Annotated in this window: 17 protein-coding genes; 8 read left to right on the forward strand and 9 right to left on the reverse strand. The window is 72.9% G+C overall.

What is annotated here, in order from left to right; all coding sequences use genetic code 11:
• Positions 1-39: 39 nt before the first annotated feature.
• Complete coding sequence (locus tag CPH93_RS32195; RefSeq protein WP_096214847.1) at positions 40-744, reverse strand: pyridoxamine 5'-phosphate oxidase family protein; 705 nt, start codon at positions 742-744, stop codon at positions 40-42.
• Positions 745-1,095: 351 nt separating this feature from the next.
• On the opposite strand from CPH93_RS32195, the gene CPH93_RS32200 reads away from it, so the two are divergent.
• From CPH93_RS32200 to CPH93_RS32225, 6 genes are all read left to right on the forward strand, one after another.
• The gene (locus CPH93_RS32200) at positions 1,096-2,268 is read left to right on the forward strand and encodes an NAD(P)/FAD-dependent oxidoreductase (RefSeq protein WP_231977030.1); all 1,173 of its coding nucleotides are present in this window, start codon (positions 1,096-1,098) and stop codon (positions 2,266-2,268) included.
• A 112-nt stretch (positions 2,269-2,380) separates the two neighbouring features.
• On the forward strand, positions 2,381-2,707 hold the full coding sequence (locus CPH93_RS32205; protein ID WP_093481765.1) for a (2Fe-2S)-binding protein: 327 nt from the start codon (positions 2,381-2,383) through the stop codon (positions 2,705-2,707).
• Positions 2,688-4,076, forward strand: a complete 1,389-nt coding sequence (locus tag CPH93_RS32210) for an FAD/NAD(P)-dependent oxidoreductase (protein WP_096214849.1) — start codon at positions 2,688-2,690, stop codon at positions 4,074-4,076. Before CPH93_RS32205 ends, CPH93_RS32210 begins: the two co-directional genes overlap by 20 nt.
• A 76-nt stretch (positions 4,077-4,152) precedes the next feature.
• A complete protein-coding gene (locus tag CPH93_RS32215; protein ID WP_096214850.1) occupies positions 4,153-5,049 on the forward strand; it encodes a dihydrodipicolinate synthase family protein in 897 nt (298 codons plus the stop codon).
• Positions 5,050-5,059: 10 nt separating this feature from the next.
• Entirely contained in the window at positions 5,060-6,061 is a 1,002-nt protein-coding gene (locus CPH93_RS32220; RefSeq protein ID WP_096214851.1) for a proline racemase family protein, read from the forward strand.
• A gap of 99 nt (positions 6,062-6,160) precedes the next feature.
• Positions 6,161-6,865: a GntR family transcriptional regulator gene (locus CPH93_RS32225; RefSeq protein WP_096214852.1), complete on the forward strand. Its 705-nt coding sequence runs from the start codon at positions 6,161-6,163 to the stop codon at positions 6,863-6,865.
• A 39-nt stretch (positions 6,866-6,904) separates the two neighbouring features.
• Here CPH93_RS32225 and CPH93_RS32230 read toward each other — a convergent pair whose 3' ends face one another.
• Complete coding sequence (locus CPH93_RS32230; RefSeq protein ID WP_096214853.1) at positions 6,905-8,290, reverse strand: aminopeptidase P family protein; 1,386 nt, start codon at positions 8,288-8,290, stop codon at positions 6,905-6,907.
• Positions 8,291-8,432: 142 nt separating this feature from the next.
• Between CPH93_RS32230 and CPH93_RS32235 the strand changes: the two genes are divergently transcribed.
• The gene (locus CPH93_RS32235; protein WP_231977031.1) at positions 8,433-10,778 is read left to right on the forward strand and encodes a collagenase; all 2,346 of its coding nucleotides are present in this window, start codon (positions 8,433-8,435) and stop codon (positions 10,776-10,778) included.
• Positions 10,779-10,842: 64 nt separating this feature from the next.
• Here CPH93_RS32235 and CPH93_RS32240 read toward each other — a convergent pair whose 3' ends face one another.
• The 3 genes from CPH93_RS32240 to CPH93_RS32250 form a co-directional block, all read right to left on the reverse strand.
• On the reverse strand, positions 10,843-13,248 hold the full coding sequence (locus tag CPH93_RS32240; protein WP_093648505.1) for a glycoside hydrolase family 65 protein: 2,406 nt from the start codon (positions 13,246-13,248) through the stop codon (positions 10,843-10,845).
• On the reverse strand, positions 13,245-14,009 hold the full coding sequence (locus CPH93_RS32245) for an HAD family hydrolase (RefSeq protein WP_096214854.1): 765 nt from the start codon (positions 14,007-14,009) through the stop codon (positions 13,245-13,247). Before CPH93_RS32245 ends, CPH93_RS32240 begins: the two co-directional genes overlap by 4 nt.
• A 109-nt stretch (positions 14,010-14,118) precedes the next feature.
• The gene (locus CPH93_RS32250; protein ID WP_231977032.1) at positions 14,119-14,691 is read right to left on the reverse strand and encodes an Rv1733c family protein; all 573 of its coding nucleotides are present in this window, start codon (positions 14,689-14,691) and stop codon (positions 14,119-14,121) included.
• Between the two features lie 214 nt (positions 14,692-14,905).
• On the opposite strand from CPH93_RS32250, the gene CPH93_RS32255 reads away from it, so the two are divergent.
• On the forward strand, positions 14,906-15,781 hold the full coding sequence (locus CPH93_RS32255; protein WP_096214855.1) for a universal stress protein: 876 nt from the start codon (positions 14,906-14,908) through the stop codon (positions 15,779-15,781).
• A 10-nt stretch (positions 15,782-15,791) separates the two neighbouring features.
• Here CPH93_RS32255 and ppk2 read toward each other — a convergent pair whose 3' ends face one another.
• The 4 genes from ppk2 to CPH93_RS32275 all read right to left on the reverse strand — a co-directional run bounded on the left by ppk2 (position 15,792) and on the right by CPH93_RS32275 (position 19,401).
• Positions 15,792-16,610, reverse strand: coding sequence for a polyphosphate kinase 2 (gene ppk2, locus CPH93_RS32260; RefSeq protein WP_096214856.1), 819 nt, complete (start codon positions 16,608-16,610; stop codon positions 15,792-15,794).
• Positions 16,611-16,643: 33 nt separating this feature from the next.
• Positions 16,644-17,990, reverse strand: a complete 1,347-nt coding sequence (locus CPH93_RS32265; protein WP_093481756.1) for a nicotinate phosphoribosyltransferase — start codon at positions 17,988-17,990, stop codon at positions 16,644-16,646.
• Positions 17,991-18,047: 57 nt separating this feature from the next.
• Positions 18,048-18,347, reverse strand: a complete 300-nt coding sequence (locus CPH93_RS32270) for a dsRBD fold-containing protein (protein WP_093481755.1) — start codon at positions 18,345-18,347, stop codon at positions 18,048-18,050.
• Positions 18,348-18,510: 163 nt separating this feature from the next.
• Positions 18,511-19,401: a universal stress protein gene (locus CPH93_RS32275; protein ID WP_096214857.1), complete on the reverse strand. Its 891-nt coding sequence runs from the start codon at positions 19,399-19,401 to the stop codon at positions 18,511-18,513.
• Positions 19,402-19,436: the final 35 nt, after the last annotated feature.

A 19,436-nucleotide genomic window follows, 5' to 3' on the forward strand; every position in this document is an offset into this window, starting at 1 on the left:
GCAACGTCCCGCCCCTGACACGGTCGGGCGGAGCAGGCATCAGACAGCGGCGTCTGGACCGCGGCGGCCGGCCGGGGACGCGGCACGCTCGGCGAGATGCGCGGGAGGGGCGAGGTCCGTGGGGAGCGCGGGGGCCGGTTCGAGGGGGCCCCAGGAGGAGTGCAGGGGAAGTACACCGGCCCACAGGCCGAGTTCGGCGTCCGCACCGTCCCCGTCGTCCGGCGGACCCGTCCGGATCTTCACGGAAGCTTCGTCGAGGGAGAGGGCGAGCAGGGCCGTGGCGGCGAGTTCCTTGCGGCTCGGGCGCCGGGCGTAGTCCCACTGGCCCGGCGCCGCCTGTTCGGTCAGACAGCGCAGACCGGCGAGCTTCTCCTCCGGGTCGGTGACCTGGCGGGGAGTGCCGAACACCATCGCGCTGCGGTAGTTGACGCCGTGCTCGAACACCGAGCGGGCCAGCACCAGCCCGTCGACATGCGTCACGGTGACACAGACATTCGCGCCGGGCGAGGCGATCAGGCTGCGGCTGGCGACCGACCCGTGGAAGTACAGCGTGCTGCCGTCCGCGCCATAGACCGTGGGCACCACCATCGGTGAGCCGTCCACGAGCACACCGAGGTGGCACAGAAAGCCGGCGGCCAGCACGGCATCGAGCGCGGCCCGGTCGAGGCTGCCCTGCTCACGCAGCCGGCGATGGCGGGTGCGCTCGGTCTCCGACAGCGTCCGCCCGGGCGAGGGGGAGGTCATCACGGCCCTTCCGAAGGGTGCGGGGGAGGGGGCGGGGCAGGTAGCCGACCCTTTCCCAGGATTCTACTGATCCCGTGGTCGTCTCGCTAGATGGAGCGGGATTTCGTCGCCATAAACTCATATGGCAACGAATTCCGCACACCGAGTCCTCCGGCTTCGGCTTCTGCTCCGACATGCCCCCGGCCCTTGGTCAGGTCGCCCCTCCGCCGCCCCCCGGGGCCGTACGAGGCGCCAAGCATGGGTACGACACGGGATGGGCAGCCCCATTCCACCCGCCGCCCTGGGGGAGTTCGCGGCCGAGGATCACGAAGTACCCTTTTCCGAGACTGTGTTGTGTGACATATTACTGACGTGCCCACGAGACACAGACACTCCCTGGATGCGGCGGACGTCGTGATCGTCGGGGCCGGTGTGGTCGGCGCCGCCTGTGCGTACTACGCCGGCCGCGCCGGTCTCTCCGTCGCCGTGGTCGACCGCGGACCCGTCGCGGGCGGCACCACCGGAGCCGGCGAGGGAAACCTGCTGGTCTCCGACAAGGAGCCGGGCCCGGAACTCGCGCTCGCGCTGCTCTCCACCCGCCTGTGGCGCGAACTGGCCGCCGCACTCCCGCCGGAGATCGAGTACGAGACGAAGGGCGGCCTGGTCGTCGCCGCCGACGAGTCCGGTATGACGTCCCTGCGCGCGTTCCGTGCGGCGCAGGAAAAGGCGGGCGTGGAGAGCACGGACGTCCCCGGCGACCGGCTGCGGGACGTCGAACCCCATCTCGCGCCCGGCCTCGCCGGCGGCGTCCTCTACCCGCAGGACGCGCAGGTCCAGCCCGCCCTGGCCGCCGCCCACTTGCTGCGTGCCTCCGGAGCCCGACTGCATCTGGGGGCCGAGGTCACGGCCATCCTGCGCGGGCCTGGCGGGGCGGTCCGCGGCGTCCGTACCCCGCGCGGCGACCTGCTTGCCCCCGCGGTCGTGAACGCCACCGGCACCTGGGCCGGCCGGCTGGCCTCGCTCGCGGGGGTGACCGTCCCCGTCCTGCCGCGCCGGGGATATGTGCTGGTCACCGAGCCACTGCCGCGTGTCGTACGCCGCAAGGTGTATGCCGCGGACTATGTCGCCGACGTGGCCAGCGGCTCGGCCGCGCTGCAGACCTCCGCCGTCGTCGAGGGCACCCCGGCGGGCCCGGTGCTCATCGGCGCCAGCCGGGAACGCGTCGGCTTCGACCGCACGCTCTCGGCCGACGTGCTGCGCCGGCTCGCCGCCCAGGCGGCGGCGCTGTTCCCCGTCCTGGCGGGCGTCCGGGTGATCCGTACGTACCAGGGCTTTCGGCCCTATCTCCCGGACCACCTCCCGGCGATCGGCCCCGATCCGCGTGCCCCGGGTCTGCTGCACGCCTGTGGCCACGAGGGCGCGGGCATCGGCCTCGCCCCGGCCACCGGCCGGCTGATCGCCGCCGCGCTGACGGACGCCCCCGGCCCGCTGGACGCGCGCCCGTTCCGCCCGGAGCGCTTCACCGAAGGAACGGAGCCGGAATGAGCGGAGTCAGGGTGAACCCCGCCGGGACGAACCGAGTGGGGAGGGGCCGCGCCGCTCCGCACGCCGCCCCGCCGCAATCCACTCCACACCCCCGCGCCGAACGGAGCCCGGTATGACCCGAAGCCGACGCCGCACCCCAGCCGAGCTCGTACGGGCCGTGCCAGGACCGGCGTTCGAGATCACGCTCGACGGGCGGTCGCTGTCCGCGCTGCCCGGGCAGAGCATCGCGGCCGCACTCTGGGCGGCGGGGGTGCTCTCCTGGCGGACCACGCGCCAGAGCGGCCGGGCGCGGGGCGCCTTCTGCGGGATCGGTTCCTGCTTCGACTGTCTCGCCACCGTCAACGGCGTCCCCAATCAACGGGCCTGCCTGGTGCCGGCCCGGCCGGGGGACGCGGTCACCACCCAGGAGGGACACGGGCGTGCCGAACTCGCCGTCTGACACCCATGACCTCGCCGTCATCGGCGCGGGGCCGGCCGGGCTCGCGGCCGCCGTCACCGCCGCCGACCTCGGGCTGACCGTGGCGCTGGTCGATGCCGCCGCCCGGCCCGGCGGACAGTTCTACCGGCAGTCGGCCCCCGGGCTGGGCGCGGCCCGTCCGCAGGCCCTGCACCACTCCTGGGGCGCGTTCGCCCGGCGTGCAGCCCGGCTGGAGGTGCACCGGGCGGCCGGGCGGGTCCACCACTTCACCGAGCACCATGTCTGGTCGGTCACCCGGGAGGCGGAGCACTGGGCCGTACGCGCGATGACCGGGCCCGACGGGGCGCAGGGGCGGGCCGAGGTGGCCGCGCGGAAGGTGCTCCTCGCCACCGGTGCGTACGAGCGTCAACTGCCCTTCCCCGGCTGGACCTTGCCCGGCGTCGTGGGTGCCGGCGGTGCGCAGGCCATGCTCAAGGCGGGGCTGGTGGTGCCGGGGCAGCGGATCGTGGTCGCGGGCAGCGGGCCGCTGCTGCTCGCCGTCGCGGGGTCGCTGGCCGCCGCCGGAGCCAGGGTGCCGGTGGTTGCTGAGGCAGGCGGCTACGCCGGATACGCCCGCGCGCCGCGCACCCTCGCCGCCAACCCGCGCAAGCTCGTCGAAGGGGCTTCGCACGCGGCCACCCTGCGTCGGTACGGCGTCCGCCTCCGTACCCACAGCGCGATCACCGCCGTGCACGGCACCGACCGGGTCGAGGCCGTCACCCTGACCCGGCTCGACCGGGACTGGCGGCCGGTGGCCGGGACCGGGCTGCGCATCCCGTGCGATGCGCTCGCCGTCGGGCACGGACTCGTACCGCAGCTGGACCTGGCGACCGCGCTGGGCTGTGCGACCCGCCGTTGTCCCGACGGCACCGCCGCGCTGGTCCTCGACGGCCGGCAGCGGACCACGGTCGACGGGGTCTGGGCTGCCGGGGAGGCCGGCGGTGTAGGGGGTGCCGAACTCGCCCTTGTGGAAGGGGAGTTGGCGGCGTACGACATCGCGCGGCGGACGGCGGGGGATGCGCTGCGGCGGCGTCGTGACCGGCTGCGGCGGTTCGCCGGGGCGATGTCCGCCGCGCATGCGCCGCGGCCGGGCTGGTCCGACTGGCTCGGCGCGGACACCGAGGTCTGCCGCTGCGAGGAGGTCACGGCCGGCCGGATCCGGGAAGCCGTCGGCGGCCTCGGGGCCGGCGACACCCGCACCGTCAAACTGCTCACCCGGGCCGGCATGGGCTGGTGCCAGGGGCGGGTATGCGGTCCCGCCGTGGCGCACCTCGCGGGGGAGACCGAAACCGGGGCCGGCCGCAGGCTCCTCGCCTGCCCCGTCACGCTGGGCGAACTCGCCCGAGAGTAATGCCGGTTCGGATCGGCGGTCTTGGCAATCCGCTAAAGGTCAGTAAAATGTCACACCTCATAGAAGGAGACTGCACATGGTCATCCGTACCCGCCCGTGGCACGGCATCATGGTCGCCACCACCCTCCCGTTCCGCGACGATCTCTCCGTCGACCACGACGCGTACGCCGCCCAGGTCGCCCGGCTGCTCGCTGCCGACTGCGACGGCGTCGTCCCCAACGGCTCCCTCGGCGAGTACCAGACGCTGACCGACGACGAGCGTGCCCAGGTCGTCCGGACCGCCGTGGCGGCCGCCGGCGCGGGGGACCGGGTGATGCCCGGCGTCTCCGCGTACGACAGCGCCACCGCGTGCCGCTGGGCCGAGCAGGCCGCCGAGGCGGGCGCCGGATCCGTCCTGCTGCTGCCGCCCAACGCCTTCCGCGCCGACCCGGCAGCGGTGCGCGCCCACTTCGCCGAGGTGGCCGCCGTCGGGCTGCCCGTCGTCGCCTACAACAACCCTTACGACACCAAGGTCGACCTCACCCCGCGCCTCCTCGCCGAGCTGCATGCCGACGGCAGCATCGTCGCCGTCAAGGAATTCAGCGGCGATGTCCGCAGGGCCTACGAGATCGCCGAAGTCGCCCCGGAACTCGACCTGTTGATCGGCGCCGACGACGTCCTCCTCGAACTCGCGCTGGCCGGCGCGGTCGGCTGGATCGCGGGCTACCCGAACGCGCTGCCCGAGGCCTGCGGCTCCCTCTACCGGGCCGCCGTCGCCGGGGACCTGGACACCGCGCTGCCGCTCTACCGTGCCCTGCATCCGCTGCTGCGCTGGGACTCCAAGCCCGAATTCGTGCAGGCGATCAAGCTCTCGATGGACCTCGCCGGCCACCGCGGCGGTCCGACCCGCCCGCCCCGCTTCCCGCTCCCCGCCGGGCAGTCGGCCCAGCTCCGCGCCGCCACCGAGAAGCTCCTCGCCGACGGCCACCACTGAGAGGAAACCCATGCGCACCCGCCACGTCTTCCATGCCGTCGACTCGCACACCGAGGGCATGCCCACCCGCGTCATCACCGGCGGCATCGGCACCCTCCCCGGCGCCACCATGGCCGAGCGCCGGCTGTACATGGCCGAACACCGCGACGACATCCGCACGCTGCTGATGTACGAGCCGCGCGGCCATGCCGCCATGAGCGGGGCGATCCTCCAGGCACCGACCCGCCCCGACGCCGACTGGGGCGTGCTGTTCATCGAGGTCTCCGGCTATCTGCCGATGTGCGGGCACGGGACGATCGGGGTGGCCACCGTCCTCGTCGAGACCGGCATGGTGGCGGTGTGCGAACCGGTGACCACGGTGCGCCTGGACACCCCGGCCGGGCTGGTCACCGCCGAGGTGCAGGTCACGGACGGGGCGGCGACGGCCGTCACGCTCACCAACGTGCCCGCGTTCTGTGCCGGACTCGACCGCAAGGTCACTGTCCCCGGATACGGCACGCTCAGCTATGACCTCGCCTACGGGGGCAATTTCTACGCCATCCTGCCGCTGGACAGCGTCGGGCTGCCCTTCGACCGGGACCGCAAGAACGACATCCTGTCCGCCGGACTCGCCCTCATGGACGCCGTGAACGCCACCGACCGGCCGGTCCATCCCGAGGACGAGCGGATCGGCGGCCTCAAGCACGTCTATTTCGCCGCACCCGGATCGAATGCCACCCGCTCCCGGCACGCGATGGCCATCCACCCCGGCTGGTTCGACCGCTCACCCTGCGGTACGGGCACCTCCGCGCGGATGGCGCAGCTGCATGCCCGCGGGGAACTCTTCCTGGGGCAGGACTTCGTCAACGAGTCCTTCATCGGGACGGAGTTCACCGGGCGGCTCGTGGGCCGGACCACGGTCGGCGGGCGGCCGGCCGTCGTCCCCACCGTCACCGGGCGGGCCTGGGTGACCGGTACCGCGCAGTACTTCCTCGATCCGGCCGACCCGTTCCCCGCGGGGTTCCTGCTCTGAACGCCGGACCGGGGCGGCGGCTTGGCAACTGCCGCCACCAGGGGGTTCGCGCAACGTGACATTGTACGCTGGCACTCCGCAGCAACTCGGAGGACCACGATGGGTGAACTCAAGCACCGCAGCCTGATCACCGCGCAGGAGCGACTTCGCGATCAGGTCGCCCATCAGCTGCGCGCGGCCCTGATAGCGGGCGAACTCCGCCCGGGATCGGTCTACTCGGCCCCGGGCCTCGCCGCGGACTTCGGTGTCTCCGCCACCCCGGTGCGCGAGGCGATGCTCGATCTGGCCCGGGAGGGTCTGGTCGAACCGGTACGCAACAAGGGCTTCCGGATCACCGAGGTGAGCGAGCGCGACCTCGATCAGTACACCGAGATCCGGGCACTGATCGAGGTCCCGGTCATCGGCCAGGTCACCCGCACCGCCGGCCGGGAACAGCTCGAAGCCCTCCGCCCGGCCGCCCTGGAGATCGTCGCCGCCGCCCGCGCACACGACCTGATCGGATATCTGGAGGCCGACCGCCGCTTCCACCTCGCGCTGCTCGGTCTCAGCGGCAACGACCGCCTCGTCGAAACGGTCGGCGAACTGCGCAAGCGCTCCCGTCTCTACGGCCTCACCCGCCTCGACGAGCGCAACCAGCTGCTGCCCTCCGCCGAGGAACACGTGGAACTCCTCGACCTGATGCTGACCGGCGATGCCGAGGCGGCCGAGGCCTGTATGGCCCGCCACCTCGGTCATGTCCGCTCGCTGTGGGCCCAGGCGCGGGCGGAACCACCGGTGCCGGAGCTGCGCGACCGCCAGGGCTGACCGGGCCCGGGACGGCCGGGCCCGGGGACGGCCGCCGGGTCAGGCGTTCCCGGCCAGCAGCCCGTCCATCCACTCCTCGACCCCGTCGACGGTGCGCGGCAGCCCGCCCGACATCAGCCGGGCCCCGTCCGCCGTGATCACCAGGTCGTCCTCGATACGGACGCCGATGCCGCGCAGCTCCCGCGGCAGGGTCTCGTCGTCGGGCTGGAGATAGAGCCCCGGCTCGACCGTCAGTACCTGACCCTCGGTCAGGACGCCGTCCAGATACTGCTCGGCGCGGGCCCGGCCGCAGTCGTGGACATCGAGGCCGAGCATGTGGCCGGAACTGCACAGCGTGTAGCGCCGGTGGAGACCGCTGTCGGCGGCGAGTGCCTGTGCCGCCGGGATGCGCAGCACCCCCCAGTCGGCCAGGCCCTCGGCCAGGACGCCCGAGCACGCCCGGTGGAAGTCGCGGAAGCTGGCGCCCGGCTTGAGCGCGGCGATCCCCGCGTCCTGGGCGGCGAGCACCAGCTCGTACACCCGGCGCTGCACGGGGGAGAAGCGCCCGGACAGCGGCAGGGTGCGGGTGATGTCGGCGGTGTACAGCGAGTCGGTCTCCACCCCCGCGTCGAGCAGCAGCAACTGGTCCGGGTCGAGCGGGCCGTCGTTGCGGATCCAGTGCAGGACACAGGCGTGCGCGCCGGCGGCGGCGATGGTCTCGTACCCCGTGCCGTTGCCCTCGGCGCGGGCGCGCAGCTGGAAGACCCCCTCGATCCAGCGCTCGCCGCGCGGGTGGCGCAGCGCGGCGGGCAGGGACCGTACGACATCCTCGAAGCCGGTGACGGTGTGATCGACGGCCTGCTGTAGCTGATCCACCTCCCAGGCGTCCTTCACCAGCCGCAACTCGCTGAGGGCGGTGGCGAGTTCGGCGTCCTGGGCGGCATTCCGGTCGGACGGGCGGGGCGCCAGGTCGTCCAGATGCGCACAGCGCACGCCGGTGAGCTGCTCGGCCTCGGCCAGATCGGGGCGGCGGCCCACCCAGAACTCGCCGTACTTGCGGTCCCGGTAGAACGCGCCGTCGGCGTCCCGCGGCGACCGCGGCCGCAGATACAGCACCGCCTCGCCGTCCGGTTCCAGCACCAGGACATGGCCCGGCTGGTCCTCGCCGGTCAGCCCGGTCAGCCAGGCGTACGCACTGTGCGGCCGGAAGCGGTGGTCGCAGTCGTGGGAGCGGACCCGCAACTCCCCGGCGGGGACGAGCAGCCGCTCGCCGGGGAAGCGTGCGGCGAGGCGGGCCCGGCGCCCGGCGAAGTGCGCGAAGCCGGGCACACAGGTGCCGGCCGGGAGCGAGGGCGTGGCCCATCCGTCGGTCATGAAGTCCGCGAGGGCGCTCGACACCGGCAAGTCGTGGCTCCCGGTGTGGAGTTGGGGGTGGTGCAAGGTCATGTGGACACCTCCGGGAAAGAAAGTTCCTGAAGCCTTGTCAGTGCAATTTCACATTACTATGTTATGGGTCACACCTCGTGGAGTGAAGGGCCCCTCGCCTTGCTCTCCACTCTCAACCCCCCACCCCCCTCCGGAGGTTCAGGTGCCCCCTTCGCATCTGCCGCGCACCATCCTGCTGGCCGCGAGCCTCGCGGCGACCCTCGCCCTGCCCAGCGTTCAGCCGGCCCGGGCCGCCGTGTCCCACCCGTCCGTCCTCCCCGCGCGAGCGCACCAGGCGCAACCGTCCGCCACCCGGCCGTCAGTTCCCACCGACAACCCCTTCGATCACGCCCAACGCCTCACCCGGGCACCCAAGTTCGCCGTCACGCCCCCGCCCGCGCCCCGCTCCCTCGTCGGAAGGGACGGCATCCCGGGCCCGCAGACCAGACCGCCGACCGCGCCGCACCAGGGGAGATCCGCCGTCGCGCCCTGCACCCTCGACGGCATCACCGGCCTGAGCCCCGAGCAGTTCGCGGACTTCCTCGCCGACCCGGCCGTCACCGCCGACGTCTGTCTGCGCAGCCTCCTGTGGACCTGGGACCCCCGGCTGATCCCGGTCATGTCCGACGCGCACGTCCAGGCCGTGGCGCGCCGCATCACCGGCCTGGCCGCGGCCCACGACGGCAAGAACACCAGCCACCTGTACGAGATGTTCACGTACCTGCACGCGGTGGCCTACCAGGACTTCTCGCACGACGAGATCGACACCACCGACGCCCCCACCGTCGACGCTGTACGGCGCGCGGTCGACGCCTTCGGCACCGCGGCCCGCACCTTCGACGTCACCCGCACCAACGCCGACACCCTGCGCGAGGCCCTCTACGCCGCCAGCGCGCCGGGGCTGCGGCAGCATCAACTCGACCTGATCGAGCGAGTGTTGGCCACCATGGACCCGGCGCACACTGCCACCCACAAGGACCCGGCCTGGGGCAACGCCGCCCTCGCCGCGCTGTCCGTGAACTACCTGGGGGTCTACCCCGGCAACAAGGACACCGCCTTCCAGTACGCGGCCGCCACCGACCCCGGCTACCGCGCCGTCTTCAAGGCCTTCGCCAAGTACACCCACCTCAAGGACACGCCCAACGCCTGGGTCGTCCGCGATGCGCTCGGGGAGTACGGCCGCTTCGGTGAGATCGCCTCCCTCAAGCGGGCCATCATCGCCGACCTCGGCGCCCTGCTCGGCCCCCTCGTGCAGAACTTCGGCGACGGCAGCGAGCCCTGGGCCAAGGTCGCGAGCTGGCTCAACTACTTCAACGCCTGCAAGCCCTACGCCGTGTGCAAGGAGGACATCGAAAAGCGGATCTTCCCGCGCACGTACTCCTACGACAACGGCGGCATCAAGGTCCGCACCGCCCTCGACCGCGCCGTCGTCGACCAGCTCTACTATGCGTCCAAGCAGGTCAGGGCCCAGTTCCACCGGGTGATCGGCACCGAGACGCCGCTGGCCGGCGACCCCAACACCACGCTCACCATCGTCCTGTACGCCTCCCGCCGCGACTACGAGGTCTACCACCCGCTGCTCACCGGCATGGGCACGAAGAACGGCGGCGTCTACATAGAGCAGGGCGCCACCTTCTACACCTACCAGCGCCGCGTCCCCCAGGACTCCAGCCTCACCCTCGAAGAGCTCTTCCGGCACGAGTACACGCACTACCTCAACGGCCGCTTCGCCGTACCCGGCTTCTTCGGCGAGGGCCCCTGGTACCAGGGCGACCGCACCACCGCCATGGACGAGGGCAGCGCCGAGTTCTTCGACGGCTCGACCCGCGACCACGGCATCGCCGTACGCAAGTCCCTCGTCCGCGACATCATCGCGGACACCGCCGGCGGCAAACCCCGCATGACCATCCAGCAGATGCTGCATGCGACCTACGACGGGGACGGCTTCCGGTTCTACTCCTACGCCGGGACGTTCTTCGAGTTCCTGTGGCGCCAGTACCCGGCGAAACTCCAGGAGATGTACCGGCATCTGCGGGACAACGACCCGGCCGCGTTCGACGACTGGCGCAACCGCATGGGATCCGACACGGGACTCCAGCAGCAGTACGACGCGTTCCTCGACACCCAGATCGCCCACCTCGACGATCTCTATGTGCCGAGCACGGCGTTCACGCCCAACGGTTCGCTGAAGTTCGCCACGCCCGGCGAGGTCCGCAGCGCCTTCGCCGCCGCCACCGCCAACACGCCCACCTGCAAGGACGAGGGCGACCCGGGCATCGGCCGCTTCCTGTGCACCGGCCGGATCACCGCCAACCTCGGCAACGCCGGCAGTCCCGACCAGATCTTCAAGGACATGTCCGACACCGTCGACTATTTCATCCTGGAGCGCACCAAGCCCGCCGGGAACAACTTCAACGACATGAACTGCTCGTTCGGGCCCACCGACATCTGGTCCTCGGGCAAGGCCGGCACCGCGGACTTCAGTTGTGAGGGTCCGCTGCGACGCTGACGGCGCCGTGCGCCCGGCGGTGGCACGGCTCGTCCGCGGGACGGGCTGTGCCGCCGCCGCGCCCTCAGGGGTCCTCGGGCAGGTCGAGCCGGCGGGACGTACCGGGGGCGAGCGCGAACGAGCGGTCGCGCAGATTCACCCGCACCGGGGCGTTGTCGGAGGCCGGTACCGCGATGTGTACCTGCTCGGCACGGATGCGCAGATCGATGTCCCAGTGGCGGCGGTAGCGGATGCGCACCCCGAACTTCGACAGCTCGCGCAGCGGCGCCGGATCGAGCCAGAGGGCCTCGTCACGGGTCTCCAGGCCGGTCATGCCGCGCTGCACGAAGTCCAGGGTGCCGGCCATCGCGCCCAGGTGGATGCCCTCCGCGGTGGTGCCGCCCTGGACGTCCGCCACATCCCCGGTCAGTGCCTCCTCGCAGTACGTCCAGGCGTCGGGGCGGTGTACCCGGGCCAGCACCCAGGCGTGCACCAGGGCGCTGAGCGTGGAGCCGTGCGTGGTGCGGTGCAGGTAGTAGTCGACGGTGGCGTGCCAGGTGTCGTCGTCGAGCGGACAGCCCAACAGGCGGAACACCGAGCCGAGTTCGGCCGGCGAGAAGAGATAGCCCAGCATCAGCACATCGGCCTGTTTCGAGGCCTGATAGCGGTTGACCGTGTCGCCCTCCGCCTCCAGGATCCGGTCCAGCCGGCGGATGTCCCCGTAACGCTGCCGGTAGCCCTCCCAGTCCAGCTCGGCGAGCTCCTCGTACCCGGCGAACTGGCTGATCACGCCCTGGTGGTAGGGCACATGGAGCCGGTGCGCGATGTCGTCCCAGCGCTCGGGCTCCTCCGGGTCGAGCTGGAGGCGTTCGGACAGCTGCCGCTGATGGGCCTCGGGGAGCGTACGGCACAGATCGAGGGCGCGCAGCAGCACCCAGGCCGCGGTGACATTGGTGTAGGCGTTGTCGTCCACCCCCGGCGCGACGGCGCCCGGATAGCCGTCGTGGTACTCGTCGGGACCGACGACCCCGCGGATCCGGTACCGGCCGAGGGCGGCGTCCCAGTCCGCGGCCGCCGCCCAGAAGCGGGCGATCTGCACGAGCATCTCCGCGCCCCTGGTGTGCAGGAACTCCGTGTCGCCGCTGGCCTGTCCGTACTGCCACACGTTGTAGGCGATCGCCGATCCGACGTGGTGCTGGAGCCGGGAGTGGTCGGGCAGCCAGCGCCCCGAGCGTGGGTTGAGATGGAGCTGCTGGGTCTCCTCGCGGCCGTCACCGGCGCTCTGCCACGGGTACATCGCCCCGGCGCGGCCGGCTTCCCGTGCCGCATGGCAGGCGGCGGGCAGCCGCCGGTAGCGGTAGTCGAGCAGGGCCCGGGAGACCTGCGGGAGGTGCAGGTTCAAGAACGGCAGCACGAACAGCTCGTCCCAGAAGACATGCCCGCGGTAGGCCTCACCGTGCAGCCCCCGGGCCGGCACCCCGACGTCCAGCTCCGCGGTGTGCGGGGAGAGGGTCTGCAGCAGATGGAAGAGGTGCAGCCGCAGGATGCCGCCGGCCTCCCCGGGGACCTCCAGCTTGGCCTGCCGCCACAGGTTCTCCCAGGCGCGGCGGTGCGAAGCGCGCAGCTGCCGGAAGTGCGGAGCCAGGACCACCCCGTCCACCGCCGCGTGCAGCGGGCTGTCGATCGCCGGGTCGCGGGAGGTGTACAGCGTCACCGTCTTCTCCACCACCGAGGGGACGTCGGCGGTGACGGGCAGCACCAGCGAGTGGAAGGCCTGCAGGGCGGAGAGCTGCGGGTGGGGCATCCCGCCGCGGCCGGCCGAGGCGCGGGTCCGGGCGGCCAGCGCGATCCGGATGTCCGAGTCCAGGGTCCGGCAGCTCAGCCACACGATGTCCGGCCGCTCGTCACCGGTGTCCCATCCCGTCAGATGCTGGTCCGCCAGGCCGTGGTAGCGCGCGATGCCGGCGTTGCGGACCGCGCCGTCGATCCCGGACTCCACCTCCACGGCCCCCGACCAGCCGTGCGCGGTGAAACAGGTGCGCAGCGCGGCCAGATGGGGATCCCCCATGTGCACCAGCCGGCACTGCTCCACGCTCAGGCGTCGGCCGGCCTCGTCCTCGTAGCACGACCAGCGGGTCAGGGTGCCGTGCCGCAGGTCCAGGGTCTGCCGGTGCTCCGTCAGAAAGGCGTGGTCGGGGGAGAGCCAGGGGCCGGGAGCGGTGTCGGCGGGGCAGATCCGGTAGCGCAGCGGGAGCCAGTTGGGCAGGTTGACCATGTCCTCGTTCTCGACGGTGTGGCCGTCCACGGTCGAGGTGAGCCGGTTGTAGCAGCCGGCGGCGTAGGTGCCCGGGTAGTGCGCCGGGCCGAAGAGCACCTCGGAGGCCGCGCCGCGGGTGGCGAAGTAGCCGTTGCCGAGCGCACAGAGCGATTCGCGCAGCCGTTCCGTGTCCGCGTCGTACCCCTCGTACGACCAGGTCCACGCGCGCGTCATCCGCCCTCCCCGGAGCGCAGCAGCTCACCGGGGTCGGACACCACCACATCGGCGCCGCGCCGGCGCAGGGCGGCGGCGCTGTGCGGTCCGGCCGTCCGGTCCACGCCCACCACCAGGCCGAATCCGCCGCGGCGGCCGGCCTCGACACCGGCCAGGGCGTCCTCCACCACGGCGGTGTCATGTGCCGGGACCCCGAGCCGTCGTGCCGCCTCCACGAAGAGCGCCGGGTCAGGTTTGCCCGGCAGCCCCAGCCGGTGCGCCTCATTGCCGTCCACCACGGCCGCGAAGAGCGGCAGCACCTCGGCCGCGGAGAGCAGCTCGGTCGCATGGCGGGAGGCGGAGACCGCGGCGCACGGCACCCCCTGGTCCCGCAGCGCGTGCAGCAGGCGCACGGTGCCGGGCCAGGTGGCGATGGCACGGGTGTGCAGCTGCGCGGTGAACAGCTCGTCCTTACGGGCCGCGACGGCGCGGACGGTGGCCGTGCCCGGGGCGTCGTCCACCTCGCCGAGCGGCAGCTCAAGGCCCCGGGAGCGCAGGAACGCGGCTGCCCCGTCCTCCCGTGCGCGGCCGTCGACGTACCGCAGATAGTCGTCCGCCGGATCGAAGGGGCGCTGCCCGCCCGCGGCCGACAGACACGCGTCGAAGGCGTCCTTCCAGGCCGCAGCGTGCACGGCGGCGGAGTCGGTGATGACCCCGTCGGTGTCGAAGACCACGGCCCGCAGCGAGCGCAGCGGCGCTGCCAGGGACGGCGCACCGGTCATGGTGACGGTTCCGTTCGTCGGAGTGTCCCTTCCATGGCACCACGGCTACGGGCCGGGGGCGCGCCGCACGGACGGCCCGTAACCCTCTCCGGTGGGCCCCCGCCGTGCGTCACGCCGCCGGCCGCCCCCACCGGGGGTCTTCGGCCGCCCACTCCCGCTCCCACTGGTCATAGCGCCGGCGGTTCAGCAGGGCCCGGCCGGCGCGCTCGGTGCCGAAGAGCAGCAGGCCGGCCGAGGTCGCGGACACGGTGCCGACCGCGATGCTCTCGCTCCTGGCCCGGCCGGGGGTGACCGGGTCGCGGAGCAGGCTCCCGTGGCGGTCGAGCCAGGCGGACGTCCGGTCGCCGGCCCGCAGGTGTGGTGCCACCGTCGTCATGCCCGTCCTGGTCCGGCCGTCGGCGTCCGTCCAGCGCACCGTGGCGTGGGTGCGGGTGCCGAGGCCCCCGGAGGTATCCACCCCGATGCGGGCCGGCGGGTCCTCGGTCAGCACGGCCGAGACGGTGTGCCGGCCCGGTGGCTGCCGTGCGGCGCCGTCGTCCACCGCGTGGGCGGCCGCCAGCCCCGCGGCCGGTGCGCCCACCACGATCAGCACGCCGGTGACCAGCGCCAGCCAGGTTTCCGCCACATCCGAACGCCGGCGGAGCGGACCGCGCCGCCACGGCCGGAGCGTGCCCAGAGCCATCACGTACCCCCTGCCTCTGCCCCGACCGTGGCATGCCGTGCGGGACCGGAAGGAGGGGCCGAACGGCCCTCTCCGGGGGCTGGTCGGGACGGGGGCCGCGGCAGGGCTCACGGGCGGCCCAGACGCCGTCGCGGATCCTGCACACCGCAGCGCACGGTGCGACCGTGGCAGTACGCACCACCTCGTCGCCGATGCCCGGAAGGAAGTGGCGGTGATGGAGCATCCGCTGGTCGTGGGGACCGACGGGTCGGACTCCGCCGTCCGGTCGCTGGACTGGGCGGTGGACGAGGCGGCCCGCCACGGGCTCCCGCTGCGGATCGTGCACGCCTCCAGCTGGGAGCACTACGAGGGAGCGTCGCTCGCCGAGGGCGCGGAACGCCCCGGCGAGCAGGTGCTGGAGGAGGCCGTGGTGACTTCCGCCGCCGCCCACGCCCGACGGCGGAACGCGGAGGTCACGATCACGGCAGAGGTGCTGCCCGGCGACGCGGTCACCACCCTGCTCAACGAGGGACTCCATGCCTCGGCGCTGGTCCTGGGGTCACGGGGGCGCGGCGAGATCGCCGGTCTGCTGCTGGGATCGGTCGGCCTGACGGTCGCGGCCCGCGCCAAGTGCCCGGTGATCGTGGTGCGCGGCGACGCCGCCGGACTGGCGGGCACGCACGGGCGCATCCTCCTCGGGATCGACGACCCGGCCACGGCCGCGACGGCCGCCCGCTTCGCCTTCCGCGAGGCCGAGGCCCGCCAGTGCCTGCTCATGGCCGTCTGCGCCTGGCCGCTCCCCGCCCACGGGACCGACGAGGCCCCGCCGCCCGTCGCGGGCTCCCGGAACGTCCGGGAGGAGCGGGCGGCGGAGGTGTTGGACGAGGCGCTGGCGCAGGCGGCCGGGGAACATCCAGCGGTGCGGGTGCGCCGCGCCACCGTCGAGGGGGCGGCGCACAAGGTGCTGGTGCACCGCGCGGCCGCCGCGGATCTGCTGGTGGTGGGGGTGCAGCGGCGCCACGGCCACTTCGGGCTCCAGCCCGGCCGGGTGGCGCACCACGCGCTGTGCCATGCCGCCTGCCCCGTGGCGGTCGTACCGCGGCACCTCTGACGCCCGCTCCTCACTGCTCCAGCCGGGCCGCATGATCGGGCACATACGTCTGGAGATCCCGGGGCGGCCGCTGGTAGCCGGTGGCGGCCGGCCGCGGCGGAAATTCCAGCGCCGGCGGGGCGATCTCGTGGTAGGGCACGGTCGACAGCAGATGGGCGATCATGTTCAGCCGGGCCCGCCGTTTGTCGTCGCTCTCGACGACGTACCAGGGGGACTCCGCGATGTCCGTGTGGACGAACATCTCGTCCTTGGCCCGCGAATACTCCTCCCAGCGGGTCAGCGACTCAAGATCCATGGGGGAGAGCTTCCAGCGCCGAGCCGGGTCCGCCAGCCGGCGCCGGAAACGTTGCTCCTGGATCTCGTCACTCACCGAGAACCAGTACTTGCGCAGCAGGATCCCGTCCTCCACCAGCATCCGCTCGAAGACCGGGCACTGGCGCAGAAACCGCTGGTGCTCCGCCGGCGTGCAGAACCCCATGACCCGCTCGACACCGGCCCGGTTGTACCAACTGCGGTCGAAGAGCACCATCTCGCCCGCCGCCGGAAGGTGTTCCGCATAGCGCTGGAAGTACCACTGGGTGCGCTCCCGCTCGGTGGGCCGCGGCAGGGCCACGATCCGCGCCACCCGGGGGTTGAGGTACTGCGTGACCCGCTTGATCGTGCTTCCCTTGCCCGCCGCGTCCCGCCCCTCGAAGACCACGATCAGCCGGGCCCCTTCGCTGCGTACCCATTCCTGGAGCTTGACCAGCTCCGTCTGCAGCCGGTAGAGCTCCTGCTCGTACCGCGACCGGGACAGCTTCCGGGGCCCGTTGCCGTGCTTCTCCGCCATGCCACGACGGTACGGACAAATGCCCGCGCGGGCTCAGGCGTGCGTGCCGAACGGGGCCAGTACCTCCCGCTCGATCCGCCGCCGGACGCGCTCGGTCAGGGTGGACAGCCGCCGCGACATCTTCGGCCGCACGGCGTGCGGCGACCGGATGGAACGGGCCGTGGCGGGCAGCTCCGCGACATCGGCCACGACCCGCCGCCGGGCGTCGTCGAGCCGGCCGCGCGCCGTGCTGCGCCGGCCGTCGCGCATCAGCGTCTCCAGCAGCGGGGTGCTGCCCGCCGGGAGCGGCTCGTCGGCCAGGCCGAGCACATCGTGGCAGCCGGGCCGGCGGAAGACCTGCTTGCGGCCCGGGGCGGTCAGCTTCGCCGCCGACAGCTTCATCACCGGGCGGCCGTCGTAGGCGACCAGCTTGTACGCCGAGTCCAGCGCGGGCGCGTCGGCGCTGACGCCGACCCGGGTGCCCACCGCATAGACGTCGATCGGCGCCCGCGCGCGCCGCAGGTCGTGCACGGCGTATTCGTCCAGCCCGCCGCTGGCGACGATGCGCACCTGGGGAAGCCCCGCGTTGTCGAGGATCGCGCGGGCCCGGCGGGCGAGTTGTGCGAGGTCACCGCTGTCCAGACGGATGGCCGAGCCGTCCCCGCGCCCCAGCCCGTTGAGCACCCGCGCCGCCGCCGCGACGCCGGACTCGGTGTCGTAGGTGTCCACCAGGAAGGTCACCGGTCCGGGATGGCACAACGCGAACGCCGTGAAGGCCGCCTCCTCGTCCTCGAACGCCTCGATGTACGAGTGCGCCATCGTGCCCACCGCCGTCAGATCCTCGGCGTGCGCCGCCGCCACATTGCTGGTGCCCGCGAAACCGGTCATGGCCCCCAGCCGGGCCACCTGGTGGGCGGCCGCGGTCCCGTGGGTACGCCGCAGCGAGAAGTCCACCAGGTCGCATCCCTGCGCGGCGATCACACAGCGGATGCACTTCGAGGCGATGGCCGTCTGATGGCTGAGGTGGTTGAGCACGAAGGTCTCCACGAGCTGCGCCTGCGGCAGCGGCGCGGTGATCTCCAGCAGCGGCTCACCCGCCAGCACCACACGCCCCTCCGGCACGGCCCGGACCTCGCCGGTGAAGCGCAGGTCCAGCAGCGGCGCCAGCTCCTCAGCCGGCCGTTGCAGCGCCTCGGCGAACACCTCGACGTCCTCGTGTCCGAGATGGAAGCCGGAGAGGTAATCGAGGACCGTCTCGGCCCCGGCGGCGATCAGAAAGCCCCGGTCCGGCGGCAGTGTCCGCACGAAGCAGCTGAAGGTCGCCGGCTGCGTCATGCCCTCGCGGAGGTACGACAGGGCCATGGTCACTTCGTACAGGTCGGTGGTCGTCGCATCCGACATGGCCGACTCCCTTCCGCGGGCGGGCCCCGGCCGGGCGGTGGCCGGCCCGCACCGGGCTCATGCCATCGCACTCGTCCAGCCGTAGGCGACGCGCTGCTCACGCCGGGGCGGTGCGGCGCCGACGCCTTCGAGGTCCTTGTCGGCCACCTGCAGCAGCTGTCCGGCGAGGTCCCGCATCGCCCGGCCGGCCGCGATCTCGTCCCCGATCTCCGGTACGTCCTGGTCGTCGGGGCTGCACCGGGCCGTGCCCTGCCCGGTGAGCGTGGTGGTTCCGGTGTGCAGCGCCACCCGCGCCGTGGTCTTCCCGTCCTCCTCGACGAGGTACAGCCGGACGGGCCATTCGACTGTGTGTCCCATGGATAGCCTCCGCTTCCTTTCCCGGGGCGCCGCCGCCGGAGCCCGCGGACGGGCGCGACCGGGCCGCCCGCCGCCCCCCGCCGGCAGCCGGTCCCGGGCGTCAGCCCTCACCGCCATCATCCGCCTCCCGGGGCGGGTCGTCCTCCGGCGGCCGCGGGCCGTCTCAGCCCCTGGACGGCGTCCCGTCGTGCGGCACCACGGCCACCGGACACGGCGCGCGGTGGACGACCGACTGGACGACGCGGCCGATCCGCGGGCCCGGCAGCCGGTACCGGTGCCGGTGCCGGCGGCCGACGATGAGCAGCTCCGCGTCCGCGGCGTGGTGCACCAGCGCAGGCACAGGTCCTTGCATTGCCACTCGGTCGTCTACTGGGAGGTCCGGGTACTTCTCCCGCCACGGATCCAGCGCCGCGGACAGCTCCTGGCGGGCATCGTGCTCTGCTTCCCGGGCGGCGCTCGCCTCCACCCCACCGCCGCGGTTGTACGCGTACGAGGGCAGGTGCCTGCCGTGCAGGACCCGCAGGGTGGTCCGCCGCCGGGAGGCCGCGGCGAAGGCGAAATCGAGCAGCGACACAGACGGGTCGTGCAGGCTCAGCCCCACCAGTACGGCTCGGTCCCGCTCGGCCGTGTCCTCCTGGCGGGCGTGCACCAGAACCGTGGGGGCATCGGTGCACGGCACCAGCTTCAGCCCCAGCTCGCTGAGGGCGTAGCGGGACACCGGGCCGAGGTCCTGGGCGCCGAGGACCAGCAGGTCCGACACCTCCGCGGCTTCCCGGAGGGCGTCCAGCGGGTCCTTGGGCACCAACATCATCTCCACCGGAAGGTCCGGGAAGCGGGTGCGCACTTCCGCGGCCGTCTCGTGCATCATCCGGTGCGGCCAGTAGTTCTGGTCCTGGTCGGGAGGGGGGCGGTGCTTCGGCTCCGGCGCCAGCAGCACCCAGGCGTGCAGCAGCCGCAATTGCGCCTGCCGCAGCTGGGCCTCCCGGGCCGCCCACAGGACCGCCGACAGGGATTCGGGCGTACCGTCCACCCCTGCGGTGACGACGTCCTTCATGGTTTCGTTCCATCCCGGCGCGCTAGACAGGTCCG

It is taken from the genome of Streptomyces sp. 2323.1, from assembly GCF_900221035.1.
GTDB lineage: Bacteria > Actinomycetota > Actinomycetes > Streptomycetales > Streptomycetaceae > Streptomyces > Streptomyces sioyaensis.

Coding starts and splice junctions, on each gene's coding strand:
- CPH93_RS32195 (WP_096214847.1), bottom strand. CDS start 744: ATGACCTCCCCCTCGCCCGGGCGGACGCTGTCGGAGACCGAGCGCACC.
- CPH93_RS32205 (WP_093481765.1), top strand. CDS start 2,381: ATGACCCGAAGCCGACGCCGCACCCCAGCCGAGCTCGTACGGGCCGTG.
- CPH93_RS32215 (WP_096214850.1), top strand. CDS start 4,153: ATGGTCATCCGTACCCGCCCGTGGCACGGCATCATGGTCGCCACCACC.
- CPH93_RS32220 (WP_096214851.1), top strand. CDS start 5,060: ATGCGCACCCGCCACGTCTTCCATGCCGTCGACTCGCACACCGAGGGC.
- CPH93_RS32225 (WP_096214852.1), top strand. CDS start 6,161: ATGGGTGAACTCAAGCACCGCAGCCTGATCACCGCGCAGGAGCGACTT.
- CPH93_RS32230 (WP_096214853.1), bottom strand. CDS start 8,290: ATGACCTTGCACCACCCCCAACTCCACACCGGGAGCCACGACTTGCCG.
- CPH93_RS32240 (WP_093648505.1), bottom strand. CDS start 13,248: ATGACGCGCGCGTGGACCTGGTCGTACGAGGGGTACGACGCGGACACG.
- CPH93_RS32245 (WP_096214854.1), bottom strand. CDS start 14,009: ATGACCGGTGCGCCGTCCCTGGCAGCGCCGCTGCGCTCGCTGCGGGCC.
- CPH93_RS32250 (WP_231977032.1), bottom strand. CDS start 14,691: ATGGCTCTGGGCACGCTCCGGCCGTGGCGGCGCGGTCCGCTCCGCCGG.
- CPH93_RS32255 (WP_096214855.1), top strand. CDS start 14,906: ATGGAGCATCCGCTGGTCGTGGGGACCGACGGGTCGGACTCCGCCGTC.
- ppk2 (WP_096214856.1), bottom strand. CDS start 16,610: ATGGCGGAGAAGCACGGCAACGGGCCCCGGAAGCTGTCCCGGTCGCGG.
- CPH93_RS32265 (WP_093481756.1), bottom strand. CDS start 17,990: ATGTCGGATGCGACGACCACCGACCTGTACGAAGTGACCATGGCCCTG.
- CPH93_RS32270 (WP_093481755.1), bottom strand. CDS start 18,347: ATGGGACACACAGTCGAATGGCCCGTCCGGCTGTACCTCGTCGAGGAG.
- CPH93_RS32275 (WP_096214857.1), bottom strand. CDS start 19,401: ATGAAGGACGTCGTCACCGCAGGGGTGGACGGTACGCCCGAATCCCTG.